The 19,060-nt window shown below is 52.8% G+C and carries 18 protein-coding genes; 14 read left to right on the forward strand and 4 right to left on the reverse strand.

Annotated features, from left to right (window positions below):
• Positions 1 to 1,194, forward strand: a complete 1,194-nt coding sequence (nepI, locus tag EOS98_RS00315; protein WP_050067793.1) for a purine ribonucleoside efflux pump NepI — start codon at positions 1 to 3, stop codon at positions 1,192 to 1,194.
• Between the two features lie 59 nt (positions 1,195 to 1,253).
• On the opposite strand, the gene EOS98_RS00320 is transcribed toward nepI, so the two are convergent.
• Positions 1,254 to 2,636 carry a glycoside hydrolase family 1 protein gene (locus tag EOS98_RS00320; protein ID WP_020838462.1) on the reverse strand — a complete coding sequence of 461 codons (1,383 nt, stop codon included), beginning with the start codon at positions 2,634 to 2,636 and terminating at the stop codon, positions 1,254 to 1,256.
• 105 nt (positions 2,637 to 2,741) lie between these two features.
• A complete protein-coding gene (locus tag EOS98_RS00325) occupies positions 2,742 to 3,035 on the reverse strand; it encodes a YicS family protein (protein ID WP_000824217.1) in 294 nt (97 codons plus the stop codon).
• Between the two features lie 196 nt (positions 3,036 to 3,231).
• On the opposite strand from EOS98_RS00325, the gene dagR reads away from it, so the two are divergent.
• The 8 genes from dagR to EOS98_RS00365 all read left to right on the forward strand — a co-directional run bounded on the left by dagR (position 3,232) and on the right by EOS98_RS00365 (position 11,931).
• Positions 3,232 to 6,030 (forward strand): transcriptional regulator DagR, encoded by a 2,799-nt coding sequence (gene dagR, locus EOS98_RS00330; protein WP_001252672.1) that lies wholly within the window; start codon positions 3,232 to 3,234, stop codon positions 6,028 to 6,030.
• Between the two features lie 218 nt (positions 6,031 to 6,248).
• Positions 6,249 to 6,674, forward strand: coding sequence for a PTS sugar transporter subunit IIA (locus tag EOS98_RS00335; RefSeq protein ID WP_000214106.1), 426 nt, complete (start codon positions 6,249 to 6,251; stop codon positions 6,672 to 6,674).
• 10 nt (positions 6,675 to 6,684) lie between these two features.
• Positions 6,685 to 7,170: a PTS system mannose/fructose/N-acetylgalactosamine-transporter subunit IIB gene (locus tag EOS98_RS00340; RefSeq protein ID WP_001284295.1), complete on the forward strand. Its 486-nt coding sequence runs from the start codon at positions 6,685 to 6,687 to the stop codon at positions 7,168 to 7,170.
• Between the two features lie 145 nt (positions 7,171 to 7,315).
• Complete coding sequence (locus EOS98_RS00345) at positions 7,316 to 8,065, forward strand: PTS mannose/fructose/sorbose/N-acetylgalactosamine transporter subunit IIC (RefSeq protein WP_000380259.1); 750 nt, start codon at positions 7,316 to 7,318, stop codon at positions 8,063 to 8,065.
• Positions 8,062 to 8,922, forward strand: coding sequence for a PTS system mannose/fructose/sorbose family transporter subunit IID (locus EOS98_RS00350; RefSeq protein ID WP_164848124.1), 861 nt, complete (start codon positions 8,062 to 8,064; stop codon positions 8,920 to 8,922). Before EOS98_RS00345 ends, EOS98_RS00350 begins: the two co-directional genes overlap by 4 nt.
• Positions 8,923 to 8,925: 3 nt before the next feature.
• Complete coding sequence (gene dgaE, locus EOS98_RS00355; protein ID WP_126523735.1) at positions 8,926 to 10,035, forward strand: D-glucosaminate-6-phosphate ammonia lyase; 1,110 nt, start codon at positions 8,926 to 8,928, stop codon at positions 10,033 to 10,035.
• Positions 10,022 to 10,765: a 2-dehydro-3-deoxy-phosphogluconate aldolase gene (gene dagF / locus EOS98_RS00360; protein WP_052931548.1), complete on the forward strand. Its 744-nt coding sequence runs from the start codon at positions 10,022 to 10,024 to the stop codon at positions 10,763 to 10,765. The genes dgaE and dagF overlap by 14 nt, the downstream gene beginning before the upstream one ends.
• 236 nt (positions 10,766 to 11,001) lie before the next feature.
• Positions 11,002 to 11,931, forward strand: a complete 930-nt coding sequence (locus EOS98_RS00365; protein WP_000749536.1) for an Rpn family recombination-promoting nuclease/putative transposase — start codon at positions 11,002 to 11,004, stop codon at positions 11,929 to 11,931.
• A 42-nt stretch (positions 11,932 to 11,973) separates the two neighbouring features.
• Here EOS98_RS00365 and EOS98_RS00370 read toward each other — a convergent pair whose 3' ends face one another.
• Positions 11,974 to 12,876 (reverse strand): EamA family transporter, encoded by a 903-nt coding sequence (locus EOS98_RS00370; protein ID WP_126523736.1) that lies wholly within the window; start codon positions 12,874 to 12,876, stop codon positions 11,974 to 11,976.
• 506 nt (positions 12,877 to 13,382) lie between these two features.
• Between EOS98_RS00370 and EOS98_RS00375 the strand changes: the two genes are divergently transcribed.
• The 5 genes from EOS98_RS00375 (at position 13,383) to cigR (ending at position 17,819) form a co-directional block, all read left to right on the forward strand.
• Positions 13,383 to 14,078, forward strand: a complete 696-nt coding sequence (locus EOS98_RS00375; protein ID WP_000392697.1) for an MgtC family protein — start codon at positions 13,383 to 13,385, stop codon at positions 14,076 to 14,078.
• A gap of 220 nt (positions 14,079 to 14,298) precedes the next feature.
• Positions 14,299 to 17,025 (forward strand): magnesium-translocating P-type ATPase, encoded by a 2,727-nt coding sequence (gene mgtA / locus EOS98_RS00380; protein WP_126523737.1) that lies wholly within the window; start codon positions 14,299 to 14,301, stop codon positions 17,023 to 17,025.
• A 21-nt stretch (positions 17,026 to 17,046) separates the two neighbouring features.
• On the forward strand, positions 17,047 to 17,139 hold the full coding sequence (gene mgtR, locus EOS98_RS00385) for a protein MgtR (protein WP_001082117.1): 93 nt from the start codon (positions 17,047 to 17,049) through the stop codon (positions 17,137 to 17,139).
• 12 nt (positions 17,140 to 17,151) lie between these two features.
• Positions 17,152 to 17,238, forward strand: a complete 87-nt coding sequence (gene mgtU, locus EOS98_RS25000) for a magnesium transporter protection protein MgtU (RefSeq protein ID WP_252515021.1) — start codon at positions 17,152 to 17,154, stop codon at positions 17,236 to 17,238.
• A gap of 101 nt (positions 17,239 to 17,339) precedes the next feature.
• Positions 17,340 to 17,819 (forward strand): anti-virulence regulatory inner membrane protein CigR, encoded by a 480-nt coding sequence (cigR, locus tag EOS98_RS00390; RefSeq protein ID WP_001065324.1) that lies wholly within the window; start codon positions 17,340 to 17,342, stop codon positions 17,817 to 17,819.
• Between the two features lie 167 nt (positions 17,820 to 17,986).
• On the opposite strand, the gene EOS98_RS00395 is transcribed toward cigR, so the two are convergent.
• Positions 17,987 to 18,667 carry an isochorismatase family protein gene (locus tag EOS98_RS00395; RefSeq protein WP_000106461.1) on the reverse strand — a complete coding sequence of 227 codons (681 nt, stop codon included), beginning with the start codon at positions 18,665 to 18,667 and terminating at the stop codon, positions 17,987 to 17,989.
• Positions 18,668 to 19,060 lie beyond the last annotated feature (393 nt).

Raw genomic sequence — 19,060 nt, forward strand, 5'->3', positions numbered from 1 at the left:
ATGAATGAAAATATCGCAGAAAAATTCCGCGCTGATGGGGTTGCCAGGCCTAACTGGTCAGCCGTTTTTGCCGTGGCGTTTTGTGTCGCCTGCCTGATTACCGTTGAGTTTTTGCCCGTTAGTCTGTTGACGCCGATGGCGCAGGATCTGGGGATCTCCGAGGGCGTCGCCGGTCAGTCGGTCACCGTTACGGCGTTTGTCGCGATGTTTTCCAGCCTGTTCATTACCCAGATTATTCAGGCGACCGACAGGCGTTATATCGTTATTCTGTTCGCCGTTTTGCTGACGGCTTCTTGTCTGATGGTCTCCTTTGCCAACAGCTTTACGCTGCTATTGCTGGGCCGTGCCTGTCTTGGGTTGGCGCTGGGCGGATTCTGGGCGATGTCGGCGTCGCTGACCATGCGACTGGTTCCCGCGCGTACCGTGCCGAAAGCGCTGTCGGTGATTTTTGGCGCGGTCTCCATCGCGTTAGTGATCGCCGCGCCGCTGGGCAGTTTTTTGGGCGGTATTATTGGCTGGCGTAATGTCTTTAACGCCGCTGCGGTGATGGGCGTACTGTGCGTCATCTGGGTGGTGAAATCACTGCCGTCGCTGCCGGGCGAACCTTCTCACCAGAAACAGAATATGTTTAGCCTGTTGCAACGCCCTGGCGTGATGGCCGGGATGATCGCCATCTTTATGTCTTTTGCCGGGCAGTTCGCTTTCTTTACCTATATTCGCCCGGTCTATATGAATCTGGCGGGCTTTGACGTTGATGGTCTGACGCTGGTGTTGCTTAGTTTTGGTATTGCCAGCTTCGTTGGCACTTCTTTCTCATCTTATGTCCTGAAACGTTCGGTAAAACTGGCGCTGGCCGGTGCGCCGCTGCTACTGGCGCTGAGCGCGCTGACGCTCATTGTGTGGGGAGGCGATAAAACCGTGGCGGCGGTCATAGCGATTATCTGGGGGCTGGCGTTTGCGCTGGTGCCGGTGGGATGGTCAACGTGGATCACTCGTTCCCTTGCCGATCAGGCGGAAAAAGCCGGTTCCATCCAGGTCGCGGTGATTCAACTGGCAAATACCTGTGGCGCGGCGGTGGGCGGTTATGCGCTCGACAATTTCGGGCTGCTTTCGCCGCTGGCGCTTTCCGGCGGACTGATGCTGTTGACGGCATTAGTCGTGGCGGCGAAAGTCCGTATTACGCCAATAAGTTGATATTGCTGCCATTTGTAGGCCGGATACGACGTTAGTCGTTATCCGGCAATAATAAACGCTTAATCAAAACCGTTATGCTCTGCGGTGGCGGCAAACCATTCTCCGCTTTTTTTCACCGTGCGCGTTTGGGTGGCTAAATCCAGTTGTACAAAACCATAGCGATTTTTATAGCCGTTCAGCCATGACCAGTTATCGATAAAGGTCCACATGTGGTAGCCAAGACAGTGACAGCCCTCGCTAATGCCTTTATGCAGCCATTTAAGATGCTCAGAGATAAAGTCAATCCGGTAATCATCGTGAATCTGTCCCGCTTGCACAAAACGCTGCTCGTTCTCAACGCCCATCCCGTTTTCGGAGATAAAACAGCGCGGATTGCCGTAATTATCCCGCAGGTTGGTAATGATGTCGTAAATTCCTGGCGCGTAAATTTCCCAGCCGCGGTAAGGGTTCATCTTGCGCCCCGGCATGTCGTAATAGTCAAATAACCACTCCGGCATAAACGGCGCTTGCGGATTCACCGCCGTATCACGGCATTTCACGCGGCGCGGCTGATAATAGTTAATCCCCAGTAAATCGATTTTGCCGTCGGCAATAAGCTGACGGTCGCCTGGCTGACAGGCAGGCAACTGGTCATAGGTTTTCAGCAGCGCCACCAAGTCCGCCGGGTATTCTCCCTTTAATACCGGGTCAAGAAAACTGCGGTTGAATAACAGATCCGCATGATGCGCGGCTTGCACATCGGCGGGATGCTGCGAGCGTGGGTAGGACGGCGTCAGATTCAGCACTACGCCGATTTCACCGTCGTAGCGCCCGGCGCGCCAGGCGCGCACGGCGGTCGAGTGCGCCAGCACGGTATGGTACGCCACGGTGGCCGCACGTTTAAAATCCACCACATTGGGATAGTGGAAGTCGTACAAATAGCCGCCTTCCACCGGCACAATCGGCTCGTTAAAGGTAAACCAGTGCTTCACGCGGTCGCCAAACAAGGTAAAACACGTTTGCGCGTACCGACCAAACGCCTCTACGACGTCGCGATTTTCCCAGCCGCCTTTCTCCTGCATGACCATCGGCATATCAAAATGGAACAGCGTAATAAACGGCGTGATGCCCTGCGCCAGTAGCTCGTCGATGACGTGATTGTAGAAGCTCACCGCTTGTGGATTCACCTCGCCTACGCCGTCTGGAATGAGCCGCGCCCAGCTTAGCGAGGTGCGAAAACTGTTATGTTTTAACTGTTTCAGTAGCGCGATGTCTTGCTTCCAGTGGCGATAGAACGTTGAGGTTTCCGCTGGACCGACGCCCTGATGAAAACGACCCGGCTGGCGCTCGAACCACACATCCCACGTGGTCTGGCTTTTACCGCCATTCAGACTATCCCCTTCGGTTTGTAACGCTGAGCAGGCGCTGCCCCACCAGAAGTTATCGGGAAAACGGTATCGCATTGTCGTGCTCCTTGATCGCGTAAATTCGCTCCAGAATACGTGGTTTTGGCGAACAGAAACCGGTTACAGTCCGCATTTTCGCGACCAAAAAGCGGAAAAGCTGTGCTACATCTCCGGGCATTCCACCTTGCCGAGAGCCTGCCAGTAGTTATGCTGATTGTTGCGCTCTATCGCGATCATCGCCTCCCGAATATGCTGCTGGTTCCCTTCGCTCGCCATGATTTTTTTCTCCCAGGCTTCATCGGTTAGCGCGCCTTTGGGCGTACACATTTTGCGTAAATCCTTTAAAATCGTATTTTTTTCATGCGCCGACTGGAGTGAGCTAAACGGAGAGTCGGCATACGTGACGCCCGGTAGCGCGACAAGTGTGGCAATAAGCAGAAGCGTTTTTCGTTTCATAAACGGTATCCTTATCGGTTTGCACTTTTTCAAGAGTAAGTGTAGACCGTGCGACGTTCACTCATCGGGGCGTGCTACCCGTTGGCGTTGAAGTCAGGCAAAAGTGGGAAGGCGGTTTCTCGCTGCGCCTTCACTTTCTTGCGTGGCAGAATAGTGTATGTTCTGACTACTCTTTTATTTCGTAAGCGGTAGTGTAATGAGACGTATTGAGATCGTACTGGGAGAGCTGGAACGGCTGACGCGCGGGCTATGCCTTGCCGATTTGGCGCAGGAGACGGCGTTTACGGCGGAGGCGATAGGTTTCAATCTTGGGCTGGCGCGTAACTCCGTCAGCAAAGATCTCAATCAGTTATGGAATGACGGCCTGGCAATCAAAAGCCGTGGCCGCCCGGTCTATTTTCTGCATCGCCAGGCGCTGGAAACGTTGCTGGGACGACAGCTGGAAGAGTCTGAACGCGAGGTGCGGTCGGTGGCGGATGTGCTGCCGCATGAAGAGCATTACGCGCCCGACGATCCGTTTACCAGCCTGATTGGTTACGATCGCAGCCTGCGCGATGCGGTAGAAAAAGGCCGTGCGGCGGTGCTCTATCCGCACGGTTTACACGTTCTGCTTACCGGGCCGTCCGGCGTCGGTAAAACCTTTTTTGCGGAACTGATGCACCGTTTCGCCTGTGAACAGGCGAGCGGCGCTATCCCGCCGCTGGTCTACTTTAACTGCGCGGAATACGCCCATAACCCGGAACTGCTCTCCTCGCATCTGTTTGGTCATCGGCAGGGGGCGTTTACCGGCGCGAATGAACATAAAACAGGCCTCGTGGAGCAGGCGGACGGTGGTTATCTGCTGCTGGACGAGGTGCACCGTCTGTCTTATGAAGGGCAGGAAAAGCTGTTCTCTATTCTGGATAAAGGCGAGTACCGTCCGCTTGGCGTGAGCAGCCAGCCGCGATCAATTTCGGTACGCCTGATTTGCGCCACTACCGAGCCGGTCGGGTCGGCGCTGTTACGTACTTTCCAGCGGCGTATTCAGGTATGCATTGATTTGCCGGGCATTCGCCAGCGCTCCGTTGAAGAACAGATCGAACTGATCGTGGGGTTCTTACAGCGGGAAAGCCGCAAAATAGAACGCACGGTCAGCATTGATAAACCGTTGTTACTCTGGTTGCTGAATAAACCCCTGGAAGGCAATATCGGTCAGCTAAAAAGCGATATTCAGTTTCTTTGCGCTCAGGCGTGGGCATCGGGAATGACCGAGCATAACGACACGCTACAGCTGGATAAGCGGCTGGCGGAGATGTCGGTTAACCCGACGCCGGAACAGCGTCTATTGGTGGATACTCTGTTTGACGGTAAAGCGCGGCTAAATATAGACGCGCGCACGCTGCCCGCATTGAAGACGTCGCTGGCGACCGGGGCGGAAATTGAAGAGAGCGACCTCTTTTACAGCTTCCTGACGCGCGAGTATGTTAATTTGCGCAACAGTAACGTCCCTCCGGCGGAGACGCTGGCGATCCTGAAAAATAAACTCAGCTCGATTTTTGAATACGGTCTCTACAGCCGCGACAGCGTGGCGCATCCGCCGCGCTATGGCGACCAGATTGAAGAGCGCGTGACGCTGCTGATTGGCTGCGTAGAGCAGGTGTTGGGTTTTTCGCTGCCGGAAAATCTGGTTAACCCACTGCGTAAACACTTCCTGGCGCTGATAGGCTACGTGCAGCGCGGCCTGATCCCGCAGCTTTACTCTTCCAGTTTGATCCTGGATCGCTGCAAAGACGAATATGACAACGCCACGCTGCTGTGTCGGAAAATCAACGAACTGCTGCATATTCAGTGTCCGGCGACGGAAGTGGTCTGGCTATGCCTGTTCCTGAAAGAGTGCCGCCATTATCGTCAGCGTATCGATGCCAGCCCCGACTGCGGGGTCATTTTGATCGCCCACGGCGCGACCACCGCCACCAGTCAGGCGCAATATGTCAACCGCGTGCTGGAGCGCGAGCTGTTCAGCGCCATCGACATGCCGTTTGAACAGTCGGTGCATGACACGCTGGAAACGCTGACTCAAATGATTCAAACCCGCCAATATCGGCGGCTTATCCTGTTGGTGGACATCGGTTCATTGATCCATTTCGGCAGTACGATCAGTAAGTTATTCCAGATAGATGTTTTGCTCATGCCGAACATCACGCTGACCAGTCTGCTGGAAGTCGGGCTGGATTTAAGCTATGAAACCAGCGACTTACCACAGTTGACGGCGCTCCTGCAGAGTAAAAATATCCCCTGCCAGCTTTGTACGCCGCAGCAGGAGAACGGCGGCAAAGTGCTGGTCATCTCCTGTATTACCGGCATGGGAACGGCGGAAAAAATCAAAAAGGTGCTGGAGGAGAGCTTTGGCGAGCTGATGTCGCAGGACACCAGGATGGTGATCCTTGATTATAACGAGGTACGTAGTCTGGAGCGCGTTCAGCAGGCATTGAATGCCAGCGAGCGGCTGGCGGGGATTGTCGGCACTTTCCAGCCAGGGCTGCCGGATATTCCGTTTATTTCGCTGGAAGAGCTTTTCTCCGAACAAGGGCCGGAACTGGTGTTGAGCCTGTTAACGCCCGATCTGTCCAACGCTGAACGCCGTCTGGAGATGGAGCGCAGCGCCATGCGCTTTATCAGCGCGCTAACGATGGAGAGCATCATCAACCATATTTCTGTGCTTAACCCGCAGCGTATTCTGAAAGAGATGGAGGGCGTTTTTAACCATCTGACGTCTTCGCTTTCCCTGAAACCAAGCCGCCAGGTGACACTGCGCTTCCTGATCCACTGCTGCTGTATGGTAGAGCGTATTGTGATTAACCGAAAACCGTTACAGATGGCGCTGGAAAGTCAGCCGAATCTGGACGCGCGCGCGTTTAGTGTCATCAAATCCGCTTTTCTGCCGATCGAAGACGCCTACGCTATCCGTTTATCGGATGCGGAATATTTTTATATCTACGAACTGCTCTATAGCTAATCCTTTTACTGGCGGGGCTTCGCGCCTCGCCAGACCTTTCTTCTTCCTCGCGTGACACAAATTCTGGCACAACCTTTGCTCTTCTGATGATGCGTTATGCCGGATAGCGGCGTAAACGCCTTATCCGGCCTACCGGGAGCGTCCTGTAGGCCCGGTAAGCGCAGTGCCACCGGGCAATATATGCCGGTGTTCTCATGTAATTGCGCCAGGAGGCCATTTTGACTACCACACAACCGTTGCCCCACATCCTGCTGCTGACGCATGGCGGCTGGGGACAACCGCTTTGCAACAGCCTGCGTATGGTCACGGGCGAAATTAAAGGCGTGACGGAAATCGCGTTAATGCCTGTCGATACGCTGGGCGAGTTTTATCAACGCGTCGAGGCCGTGGTGAAAACGCTGCCGGAAGGCTCGCTGATCCTGACGGATTTTGTCGGCGGCACGACATCCAACGTCGCGGCGCGACTAAGCGCCGATTATCCGGTGGCGGTGATTGCCGGACTGAATGCGTCGCTACTGCTGGAGGCGCTGGACAGGCGCGAACAAGGGATGCTAACCGCCTGCGTGGATGAGTTAGTTGAGGCCGGGCGCAGTAGCTGCCTGGATGTGGTCGCCCATGTACGTCAGCTACAACAATCACTCTAAGGAAAACATCATGGCCAATATCGTTTTATGCCGCATCGACAGCCGTCTCATTCATGGACAGGTTGTCACGAAGTGGGTCGGACAATCTCAGGCGAACCGGATAGCCGTTGTGAGTGATGAACTGGACGCCGATCCGTTTATGAAAAATATCTACCTGATGGCGGCGCCGCCAAATATCAAAGTGGATTGCTTCGGCAACCAGAGTTTTGCCGCTGCATGGAAAGAAAATCAGCTTGGCGACGGTAACGTGTTGGTGCTTTTTCCCTCACTGGCGGCGGTGCAGGACGCCATACAATTGGGCTTTGACGTCACCCGCATTCAGGTTGGCGGTCTCGGCGGCGGGCCAAACCGCAAGGCGGTTTTTCAGAATATTACGCTGGATGAAAAAGACGTCGGCATTCTTAACGACCTGAAAAACCGTGGCGTTCAGGTATTTTTCCAGACCATTCCGGAAGATAAGCCGCAGCCGCTCGACGATATCCTGAAAAAATTCTAACCCTTTAATAGACACAAAATCATTCTGGATGCATCGAGGCGGCAACTGAGTGAATCCCCTGGAGCTTACTAAAGTAAGTGACTGGGGTGAGCGAAGGCAGCCAACAAAGAGGCAGCCTGAAGGATGAAGTGTATAGGATAACACTATGGATACCTTACTCTTTGCAAGCCTGATGGGGTTGTATTACTGGTTTGCCCGTTTACGCCTCGGCTACACCTTCTCCGCGATGCTGTTACAACCGGTGGTGATCGCGGTATTTGTCGGGCTTTTGCTTGGCAATATGCAGACCGCGATGATCATCGGCGCAGGGATGCAGCTCGTTTATTTGGGCGTGACCTCAACGCCGGGCGGCAACGTGCCGTCGGACCCGGCGCTGGCGGCCTGTATCTCCATTCCTATCGCGGTGAAGGCCGGTATGGACCCAAACCTGGCGATCGCGCTGGCAATCCCGTTTGGCGTGATTGGCGTGTTTCTCGATCAGCTTAGGCGCACGCTGAACGCCGCCTGGGTGCATATGGCGGATAAACACGCGGAAACGGCAAACATGGCGGGCATCATGCGTTGCGCCTTTCTTTACCCGGCATTGCTGGGGCTGGTGCTGCGCTTCCCGGTGGTCTTTGCCGCTAACTACTTTGGCCAAGATGTGGTGGAAAGTTTCCTTAAACTGATGCCGCACTGGTTAACCCACTCCTTTGAAATCATGGGCGGCATTCTGCCGGCGCTGGGCTTTGCCATCACCATTATGGTGATCGGTAAAAAGAGCCTGTTGCCGTGGTTTATCGGCGGGTTCTTCGCGGTGTTATACCTCAAGGTCGACATCATGGCGATGGCCATCTTCGGCACCTGTGTCGCCTTCCTGATTAAAGGCCTGGCGAAAAATGAAGGAGCAGCATGATGAGCAGTGACGTAATGCAACATGAACTGGTTGAGCGCGCGCGGGAAAGCGGGGCGCTGACCAAAGCAGATATCACCAAAGCCTGGTTTATCTACTGGCTGGGCGCCGAGGTTTCCAGCTCCTATGAGCGCTTACAAAGCCTGATTTTCTGCGCCTCGATGACGCCGATCATCAAAAAACTTTACCCACAAAAAGAGGAGCAGGTAGAAGCGCTAAAACGCCACCTTAACTTCTTTAACTCCGAGCAGACCTTCGGCGCGGTGATTCAGGGCATCTCTATTGCCATGGAAGAACAAAAAACGCGCGGCGAGCCGATTAACGACTCGTCTATCACCGGCATTAAAACGGGCCTGATGGGGCCGCTTGCCGGGATGGGCGACTCGATTATCTGGGCGGCGGTGATGCCGCTGTTGATAGCGATCTTTATTCCGTTCGCGGTAAATGGCAGCGCGATGGGCGGTATTATCCCGCTGATTCTCTACCCGGCGATCACCCTGGCGATCAGCTACGGTATGGTCCACAAGGGATATACGCTGGGGCGTGATTCGATTATCGGCCTGCTGCAAGGGGGGCGAATCAAAGAACTGATCTACGGGGCCAACGTGCTGGGTTTGATCATGATGGGCGCGCTTTCCGCCAGCTACGTCAAAATCACCACGCCATTAAAAATTAGCGCCTTGAAAGGATCTGAAGTGGTGGTTCAGCAGATCCTCGACTCTATCGCGCCGGGCTTACTGCCACTGGCGGCGGTATTCGCCATCTACTTCTATCTGGTAAAAAAAGGGCCGCGCTACACCACCATTTTGCTGTCGATTGTCGCACTGAGCATAGTCTGTTCGTTGTTGGGAGTGCTGTAAATCATGACGCCGAATATCTATCAACAACTGGGGTTGAAAAAGGTCATTAACGCCTGCGGCAAAATGACCATTCTGGGCGTCTCAAGCGTCGCGCCGGAGGTCATGCAGGCCACCGCGCGCGCGGCTTCCGCTTTCGTCGAGATTGATGCGCTGGTGGAAAAAACCGGCGAACTGGTATCTCGCTATACGGGTGCTGAAGATAGCTATATCACCTCGTGCGCCTCGGCGGGTATTGCCATTGCCGTCGCTGCCGCTATCACCCACGGCGATCGGGCGCGCGTCGCCCTGATGCCGGACAGTACCGGTATGGCCAATGAGGTAGTGATGCTGCGCGGGCATAATGTGGACTACGGCGCGCCAGTCACCAGCGCCATTCGTCTTGGCGGCGGGCGCATAGTGGAAGTGGGGTCGAGCAATCTGGCGGCCCGCTGGCAACTGGAAAGCGCCATTAACGAAAAGACCGCCGCGCTACTGTATGTGAAATCACACCATTGCGTACAGAAAGGCATGTTGAGCATTGACGATTTTGTACAGGTGGCGCAGGCCAACCACCTGCCGTTGATTGTCGATGCCGCGGCGGAAGAGGATTTGCGCGGCTGGGTGGCGAGCGGCGCGGATATGGTTATCTATAGCGGCGCGAAAGCCTTTAATGCGCCAACCTCCGGCTTTGTTACTGGCAAGAAAACGTGGATTGCCGCCTGCAAAGCGCAGCACCAGGGGATTGCCAGGGCGATGAAAATCGGCAAGGAAAACATGGTTGGGCTGGTGTATGCGCTGGAGAATTACCACCAGGGCCAGACGACCGTGACCGTAGCACAGTTACAGCCGGTCGCGGAAGCGATTTCCGCCATCCATGGGCTTTATGCCGATATCGAACAGGATGAGGCCGGGCGTGCAATCTGGCGTATTCGTGTGCGGGTGAACGCATCTGAATTGGGGCTGAACGCGCAGGACGTCGAAGCGCAGTTGCGCGGCGGCGAGATAGCGATTTACGCCCGCAAATATCAGCTTCATCAGGGGGTTTTTAGCCTCGATCCACGCACGGTAGCCGAAGGGGAAATGGCATTGATTGTGGCGCGACTCAGGGAGATTGCAGAACATGCAGCAGATTAATTTTTATCGTCAGCGGGTAGCGATTAACGTGCTGGCAAAGGATATCGCCAACGCGAAGGCTATCTATGAAGCCGCCGAAGGCCATGCGGTCATTGGCGTACTTTCCGCGCAGTTCGCTACGGTAGAAGAGGGCGTGCCGGAGGTGAAACGCTGGATGGCGGAGGTGCCGTCTATCTCAGTGGGTCTGGGCGCAGGCGACCCGGCGCAGTACTACAAAGCGGCGATGATTGCCGCCCATACTCACCCGGCCCATGTCAACCAGACCTTTACCGGCAGCGGCTTCGCAGCGGGCGCGCTGGCGGCGACAGGCGGCGAGCAAACACATATTAACGCCCTGGTCAGCCCGACGGGAACGCCTGGCGAGGTGGTGATTTCTACCGGCGTCAGCAGCAGCCAGGGAACGCCAGCCCGCGTTTCCTGTGAAGCGGCGGTACGCATGATGCAGGATATGGGCGCACATGCGGCGAAGTTTTTCCCGATGGGCGGCGAAAAGTCGTTACCGGAACTCTATGCGCTGGCGACAACCGCCGCCCGCCACGGCATGACGCTCATCGAGCCGACCGGCGGTATCTCACTGGATAATTTCGGTATTATCCTGCAAACCTGCCTGGAAGCAGGCGTGCCGCGCGTTATGCCGCATGTTTACAGCTCGATTATCGATCCGCAAACCGGCAATACGCGCCCCGAAGACGTCATTCGGTTGATGGAGATAGTCAAAACGCTGGTGTGAGATTTATCGCCGAAGAGCGCTACGTTTACCGGGCCTACAGATGACGTGTATTTGTAGGCCCGGTTAGCGTTACGCTACCGGGCGATAATGCGTAGCAGGCTGGGCAAAAAATGTACGTATTGCAGCCGTCAGTGATTCCCTTTCGAGCCTCCTCGCAGGGTTAAATTTTCCTGAATGCTGTCTGTATTTTTGGCGAGTACAGTGGCGTCATCTTATTCCTCAGGTGACGGATCGCCATGAAAAAAAGCCCCACGTCCACGCCTCATGATGCGGTATTCAAAACGTTTTTACGCCATCCGGATACCGCGCGGGATTTTCTCAATATTCATCTTCCCCATTCGCTAAGAATACGTTGCGATCTGACGACGTTGAAATTGGCGCCGGACAGTTTTATCGAGAAAAATTTACGCGCGTTTTATTCCGATGTCCTTTGGTCACTAAAAACGTGTGAAGGCGACGGTTATATCTATGTCGTTATAGAGCATCAGAGTACGCCGGACGCGCATATGGCGTTCCGGTTAATGCGTTACGCGACTGCCGCGATGCAGCGCCATCTGGATGCTGGCCATAAAACGTTACCGCTGGTGATTCCCATGCTGTTTTACCATGGCGCGAAAAGCCCGTATCCCTTTTCGCTTTGCTGGCTGGATGAGTTTGACGATCCTGCGCTGGCGCGTCAGCTTTATGCGACGGCATTTCCACTGGTAGACATTACGGTGGTGCCGGATAACGAGATTATGCAGCATCGACGTATCGCGATGCTGGAGCTGGTACAAAAGCATATACGTCAGCGCGACCTGATGGGATTGGTCGAGCGCTTAGCGGTACTTCTGATTACGGGAAACGCTAATGACAGTCAGCTAAAAGCGCTGTTTAATTATTTGCTAATACAGCATGGCAGCACGCCTCGTTTTGGCAAGTTTATCCGCGAGGTGGCGCGTCGTGTTCCCCAACACAAGGAGAGATTAATGACGATCGTAGACAGAATACGTGAATCGGGGCGCAGAAAAGGTAAGCGTGAAGGCGTGCAACAAGGTATACATCAAGGTAAGCAGGAGGAAGCCTTGCGTATTGCGCATACGATGCTGGAACAGGGGATCGAGCGAGAGATGGTGCTGATGATTACCGGGCTTTCTGACGAAGAGATTAAGGCAAAGCGCCATTAAACTTTTCCCTCTTCCGCCCGGTCATCGTGATTATCAACGGCGTTAAGCGGCCCGCGCGCGTCGACGGGAATCGAGGGAGATCAGAATCACTGACGAGAGAATGAGCAGCGTGCCCAGCCAGTCCGGCAAGGTAAAACTAATCCCCAACAGCAGTAGCGACAGCAGGGCGCTGCTTAACGGTTCCGCGCAGCTTAAAATGCTGGCTTTGGGGCCACCAATCAGTTGCGCGCCTTTCAAATACAGGCTGAACGTCAGCGACGTACCGATCACCACCAGGTAGAAAAAGGCCAGAATCAGGCTGCCGCTCACCGCAAAGTGCGTTCCTTCTTTAGCGTAGAAGGGCAGCAGAATAAGGCCGCCAAAGGACATACTCCAGCCGACCACTGGTAGCGTGCTGTATTGGGCGATTAGCCTGGAAGGCCAGGTCGTATAAAAGGCGGCGGCAAATGCGGAGGCGATACCCCAGAACAGCGCGCCTGAAGAGATCGACAGCGATGTTGGATTGCCGTGAGTCACCAGTAAAAAGGTGCCGATAAGCGATGTAAGAATGGCCGTTAAGACCAGAATGCCTGGTCGTGTTCTTCGCGCTAATGCAAACCACGCCACAATAATGGTCGGCGATAAAAATTGCAGCACTGTCGCGGTGGCGGCATTGGATTTTTCAATCGTGAGCAGGAAGGTTAGCTGAACGGTGAGCGCGCCCACCACGGAGAAAATCAGCAGACTCAGTGCATCTTTGCGGTTTTTAAGAATCGAAAATATCTTATCGCCGTGCATAAAGGAGAAGGTCACCAGTATCAGCCCGGCGAATAACAAACGTATCATCGTCAGGAACTGTGACGACATACGGCTTTGCTCCATGATGTACTGCGCGCAAACGCCTGAACTCCCCCACAATACGGCGGCAATCAGGACGTTTAGCATCCCTTTTCTGGTGGAACCCATTTTTTCCTCGTCATGTTGTTTTATTTTTTTACGTGCAGGCATCATAACAGAGCTATCGCCGGCATTAAGCAGGAATTTATTGTTTAATGATTTCAGACGAGCCTGTTATTGACATAATATTGTCATTTTTTTGTCATAGGAAAATATCAAAAAAACTTAAACAAATCGTCACTATCCCCGCCTTTGCACTTTACAGAACATATTGACTGACTATAATAAGCGCAAATTCATGCAGGAGTAATATGTTGGACAGTCACTTTTACGTAAATCATCTGGCAAGTTAACGCACGCTATTCCTGCGCTGCTTGCCGAACCGGCGGGCAGCAATCTCCCCTTGTGACGATTGTCATCCCAATAATGTTACAACACGCGCATTGTCGCGAGGTAATCGTCATGTTCATGTTTAAACACGCTTTATTTCCTCCGCCGTTAACACGACGCTAATTGCCTCAGGGCAGAAATTTGTCGTGTGCTAAATATAGCACGTACTTATTCTTCCAGAAAAAATGGAGGAACGTATGTTAATGTTTCCTTATATTTTGAATTTACTGGCCGCTATGCTGTTGGGCGCGCTGATTGGCGCGGAAAGACAATGGCGTCAACGTATGGCGGGATTACGCACTAATGCGCTGGTGGCGACAGGCGCCGCCGTTTTTATTCTGAGCTCCATGACGACATCGCCAGACAGTCCCGGGAGAATTGCGGCGCAGATTGTCTCTGGTATTGGCTTTCTGGGGGCGGGCGTCATCATGCGCGAAGGGATGAATGTGCGCGGACTGAACACTGCGGCAACGCTATGGTGTTCGGCGGGCATCGGCGTGTTATGCGGCTTAGGGCAGTTCAAAAATGCGCTGGCGGCGACGATCATTATTCTTTGTGCCAATATTTTATTGCGTGAAGCGGCGCAGCGTATAAATCAACTCCCGGTATCCGCCGAGGCAGAAAAACGTTATATCCTGAAAGTAACCTGTAATAAAGAAGATGAGAGCGCGGTTCGTCAGTGGTTACTGAATATCGTAAAAGAGGCCGCGATCTGTTTACAAGGGTTAGGTTCGGTCCCCGCTCAGGAACAGGGCTATAAAGAAATTCGTGCCGAGCTCGTGGGTCATGCTGATTATCGTAAAACGCGAGAACTGATTATATCCAGAATAGGTGATAACGATAATATCACCGCAATTCACTGGAGCATTGATAGTCAATAATAGTTTTTTATTCAATTGCAACATTACGCCAGGCGTATAAGGAGGGAATGATGGATATTCCCGAGTCGATAAAATAAAACCCACTCAAAATAGTGAGTAAGCAATAACTCTTTTTTATGCATAGATAATTCTCCCGGGGCATTCACCTTCAAATCGTGAGTTTACTATTCCCTGGGCGTGATATGCAGGAAACACTACACCTTAATTTTGGGGATTCATCATGACTGACATGAACATTGAAAACCGGAAACTCAATCGCCCGGCGTCAGAAAATGATAAGCAGCATAAAAAAGTATTTCCGATCGAAGCGGAAGCTTTTCATAGCCCGGAGCAGACACTGGCACGGCTGAACAGCCATCGTCAGGGCCTCACGATAGAAGAGGCCAGCGAACGGTTGAAAGTGTATGGGCGCAATGAAGTGGCGCATGAGCAAGTTCCTCCGGTGCTGGTTCAGCTTCTGCAGGCATTCAATAACCCGTTTATTTACGTTCTGATGGCACTGGCAGGGGTCAGTTTCATCACGGATTACTGGCTCCCGTTACGCCGTGGCGAAGAGACCGATCTCACCGGCGTGCTGATTATTCTGACGATGGTCAGTTTGAGCGGGTTATTGCGTTTCTGGCAGGAGTTTCGCACTAACAGAGCAGCACAGGCGCTGAAAAAGATGGTTCGCACCACCGCCACGGTGTTGCGTCGTGGGCCGGGCAATATAGGCGCGGTGCAGGAAGAGATTCCCATTGAAGAACTGGTGCCGGGCGATGTGGTTTTTCTGGCCGCAGGCGATCTGGTGCCCGCCGACGTCCGACTGCTGGCGTCGCGCGATCTCTTTATCAGTCAGTCAATTCTTAGTGGTGAATCATTACCCGTAGAAAAATACGATGTTATGGCTGATGTGGCAGGTAAAGACAGCGAGCAATTGCCTGACAAAGATAAAAGCCTGTTAGATTTGGGCAATATCTGTCTGATGGGAACCAATGTAACCAGCGGCAGAGCGCAAGCGGTCGTGGTCGCGACGGGAAGCCGTACCTGGTTCGGCTCGCTGGCGAAATCCATTGTGGGTACGCGTACCCAGACGGCTTTCGATCGCGGAGTCAACAGCGTGAGCTGGCTGTTGATACGCTTTATGCTGATCATGGTGCCGGTTGTCCTGCTGATCAATGGTTTCAGTAAGGGAGACTGGGTAGAGGCTTCGCTGTTCGCGCTGGCAGTTGCGGTGGGGTTGACGCCGGAAATGTTGCCCATGATTGTCAGTTCCAACCTGGCAAAAGGCGCGATTGCGATGTCGCGGCGCAAAGTGATCGTCAAACGCCTGAACGCTATTCAAAACTTCGGCGCGATGGATGTGCTGTGTACAGATAAAACCGGCACCTTAACCCAGGACAATATTTTTCTGGAGCATCATCTGGATGTGAGCGGTGTAAAAAGCAGCCGGGTATTGATGCTGGCCTGGCTGAATAGTAGCAGCCAGAGCGGCGCCCGGAATGTGATGGATCGCGCCATACTGCGTTTTGGCGAGGGGCGAATCGCACCATCGACAAAAGCGCGCTTCATTAAACGCGATGAACTGCCATTCGACTTTGTACGTCGCCGGGTATCGGTCCTGGTGGAGGATGCGCAGCATGGAGACAGATGTCTGATCTGTAAAGGCGCCGTTGAAGAGATGATGATGGTAGCCACCCATCTTCGCGAAGGCGATCGTGTGGTGGCGCTGACGGAAACACGCCGCGAGCTGCTGCTGGCGAAAACCGAAGATTACAATGCTCAGGGATTCCGTGTATTGCTGATAGCGACACGTAAGCTGGATGGTTCCGGGAACAATCCGACATTAAGTGTGGAGGATGAGACCGAACTTACCATCGAAGGGATGCTCACTTTTCTCGATCCGCCGAAAGAGAGCGCCGGAAAAGCTATTGCCGCGTTGCGGGATAACGGCGTGGCGGTCAAAGTCCTCACCGGCGATAATCCGGTCGTGACGGCGCGTATCTGTCTGGAAGTGGGTATTGATACGCACGATATCCTGACCGGAACCCAGGTTGAGGCGATGTCGGATGCCGAACTGGCGTCTGAAGTGGAGAAACGCGCAGTATTCGCCCGGCTGACGCCGTTACAAAAAACGCGTATTTTGCAAGCGCTACAGAAAAATGGTCATACCGTTGGTTTTCTTGGAGATGGGATCAACGACGCGCCCGCGCTTCGTGATGCGGATGTGGGAATTTCCGTCGATAGCGCCGCCGATATTGCTAAAGAGTCATCAGATATTATTCTGCTGGAAAAAGATCTCATGGTGCTTGAGGAAGGCGTTATCAAAGGGCGGGAAACCTTTGGCAATATCATTAAATATCTGAATATGACCGCCAGCTCTAATTTCGGCAATGTTTTTTCGGTACTGGTAGCCAGCGCGTTTATTCCGTTTCTGCCGATGCTGGCGATTCATCTGTTGATCCAGAATTTGATGTACGACATTTCGCAGTTGTCGTTGCCGTGGGACAAAATGGATAAAGAGTTCCTGCGTAAGCCGCGGAAATGGGACGCGAAAAATATTGGCCGTTTTATGCTATGGATTGGCCCAACGTCTTCTATTTTCGATATCACAACCTTTGCGCTGATGTGGTACGTCTTTGCAGCTAATAACGTAGAGGCGCAGGCGCTCTTTCAGTCCGGCTGGTTTATTGAGGGTCTGCTCTCGCAGACACTGGTCGTGCATATGCTAAGGACGCAGAAAATACCGTTTATCCAAAGTCGGGCGACGTTGCCGGTATTATTGACGACCGGCTTGATTATGGCGATAGGCATTTATATTCCATTCTCACCTCTGGGCGCGATGGTTGGACTGGAGCCGCTGCCACTGAGCTACTTCCCGTGGTTGGTGGCGACACTATTGAGCTACTGTCTGGTGGCGCAAGGCATGAAGCGCTTTTATATCAAACGCTTTGGCCAGTGGTTTTAATGATGTTTGAGGATCGCCCAGATGAATCGCTCACCCGATAAAATCATCGCGCTGATATTTTTACTGATTAGCCTGTTGGTGTTGTGTTTAGCCCTCTGGCAAATCGTTTTCTAACGAGGTGACGCCATGCAAAAAAGAGGGTTGGACAAAATTTTTTATCAGGTTGTCCTGATAGCAATCATCCTGATTTTACTGACTATCTGGATACGATAAGCTGATGTTGGCGAGCCCCGCTTAAAATAAGAATCGATGTAGTTGTTCTTTTTATGGCGGGGCGCTATTTTCATGGTATCCCACATCAGAAGGGCAATATCATGAATAATCGTCGTGGTTTAACCGCCGTCCTGGCGACGTTGATTACGTTTTCCCTGAGCGCTACGCCTGTGCTGGCGAATCCGGGAAATGGCAATGGCGGCGGACATGGTAATAACGCGGCTAATCAGGGTAATAACGGTAACGGACATAAAGGAAATGCCGGGCAAAAAACGGAACACCGTAAAAATGGCGGTAAACCGGATCACGTCGAGTCGGACATTAGCTATGCTGTCGCCAGGCAACTGGCAGTGAATTTAGGGCTGACGGGTTATCAGTCTTTACCTCCGGGGATTGCGAAAAATCTGGCGAGAGGAAAACCGCTGCCGCCGGGAATCGCTAAAAAAACGGTGCCGGCGTCTATGCTGGGACAATTACCTTATTATCCGGGCTATGAGTGGAAAATCGTTGGGGATAATCTGGTGCTGATCGCGCTCAGTACTGCGGTGGTCACGGCGATTATTAATGGCGTATTTGATTAAGAGCCTATCCACGTAGTACGTGAGGTTTGACTCGCTACGCTCGCCCTTCGGGCCGCCGCAAGCGGCGTTCAAAACGCTAACGCGTTTTGGCGAGCACTGCCCAGGTCCAAAATGGCAAGTAAAATAGCCCCATTAAATGGGGCTATTTAGTCTCTTCAGGGCGTTATTTATGCGCGTTGAGAATCCAGCAGTTCATTATTTTTTACTACTTCCTGCGCTTTGGTATAACTTTCAATCAGTAGCTGATAGGCCGGGAATATTTTGGTATATACATCCGCCCATTCTGCGGCATCTTCCCGATTCCAGGTACGTTGCAGCTCAGAGGCTACCGCCGCGGTATCCATTGGTACTACGCCCGCCTGCACCACGCGGGCCATCGTAATTTCCTGCGCCATTTTACTGTACGTACCGGAGGCATCAATTACCGCAAATACCTTGTACCCTTCCGCGACGGCGCTGATGGCTGGAAAAGCCATGCAGACACTGGTAATAGTACCGGCGATGATCAGCGTTTTACGGCCTGTCGCTTTTACCGCTTGTACAAAATCGGCATTATCCCAGGCATTAATTTCCCCTTTACGCGCGACATATTGTGCGTGGGGCGCATTCGCATGGATTTCCGGAATCAGCGGGCCATTCGGTCCCTGTGGTACGGATGCGGTAGTAATGACCGGCATATTGCATAAGGTAGCGATCTTAGCCAGCGCCGCGGCGCGCGCGCGTAATTCCGGCATCGGCATGTCGCCGACGGTCTGAAACAGGCCACTTTGGTGGTCAATCAGCAGCATTACTGCGTCGTTAGCATCAATGGCAGGGCGTTGACCGTTAAAATTCGCGGGTGTAGACATAATTCATTCCTTGTTGTTGCCTTTCACTGATAATCACTATCAGTGTTAAAGTCATTAATCGCCGGGGCGATTTCCGTTTTTAAGCTGATGACAGTAATCCGTTGCCGATCCTGGATTACCCTGGTGAGTTCTTTCTGAAGGAATATTCATCGGCATCACCTTCAGTCGATTTACTTTCACGCGAATCTGTTATCACAACAATATTCATATTATGAATAAATGTTTCTATTTTACATGTCAGAGAGGATTATTGATTGAAAAAACAAACTATGTCCCCACAAATTGTTTCTGATGGATAGTTTTAAAATTATTTAGTATAAGTTTGAAATACTTCAATTAAGAGTTAACTTATTTATATTTAAATAACATAAAGCATAGCTTAAATATTAAGTG

The sequence above is a fragment of the Salmonella sp. SSDFZ69 genome, from assembly GCF_004010755.1.
Taxonomy (GTDB): domain Bacteria; phylum Pseudomonadota; class Gammaproteobacteria; order Enterobacterales; family Enterobacteriaceae; genus Salmonella; species Salmonella enterica.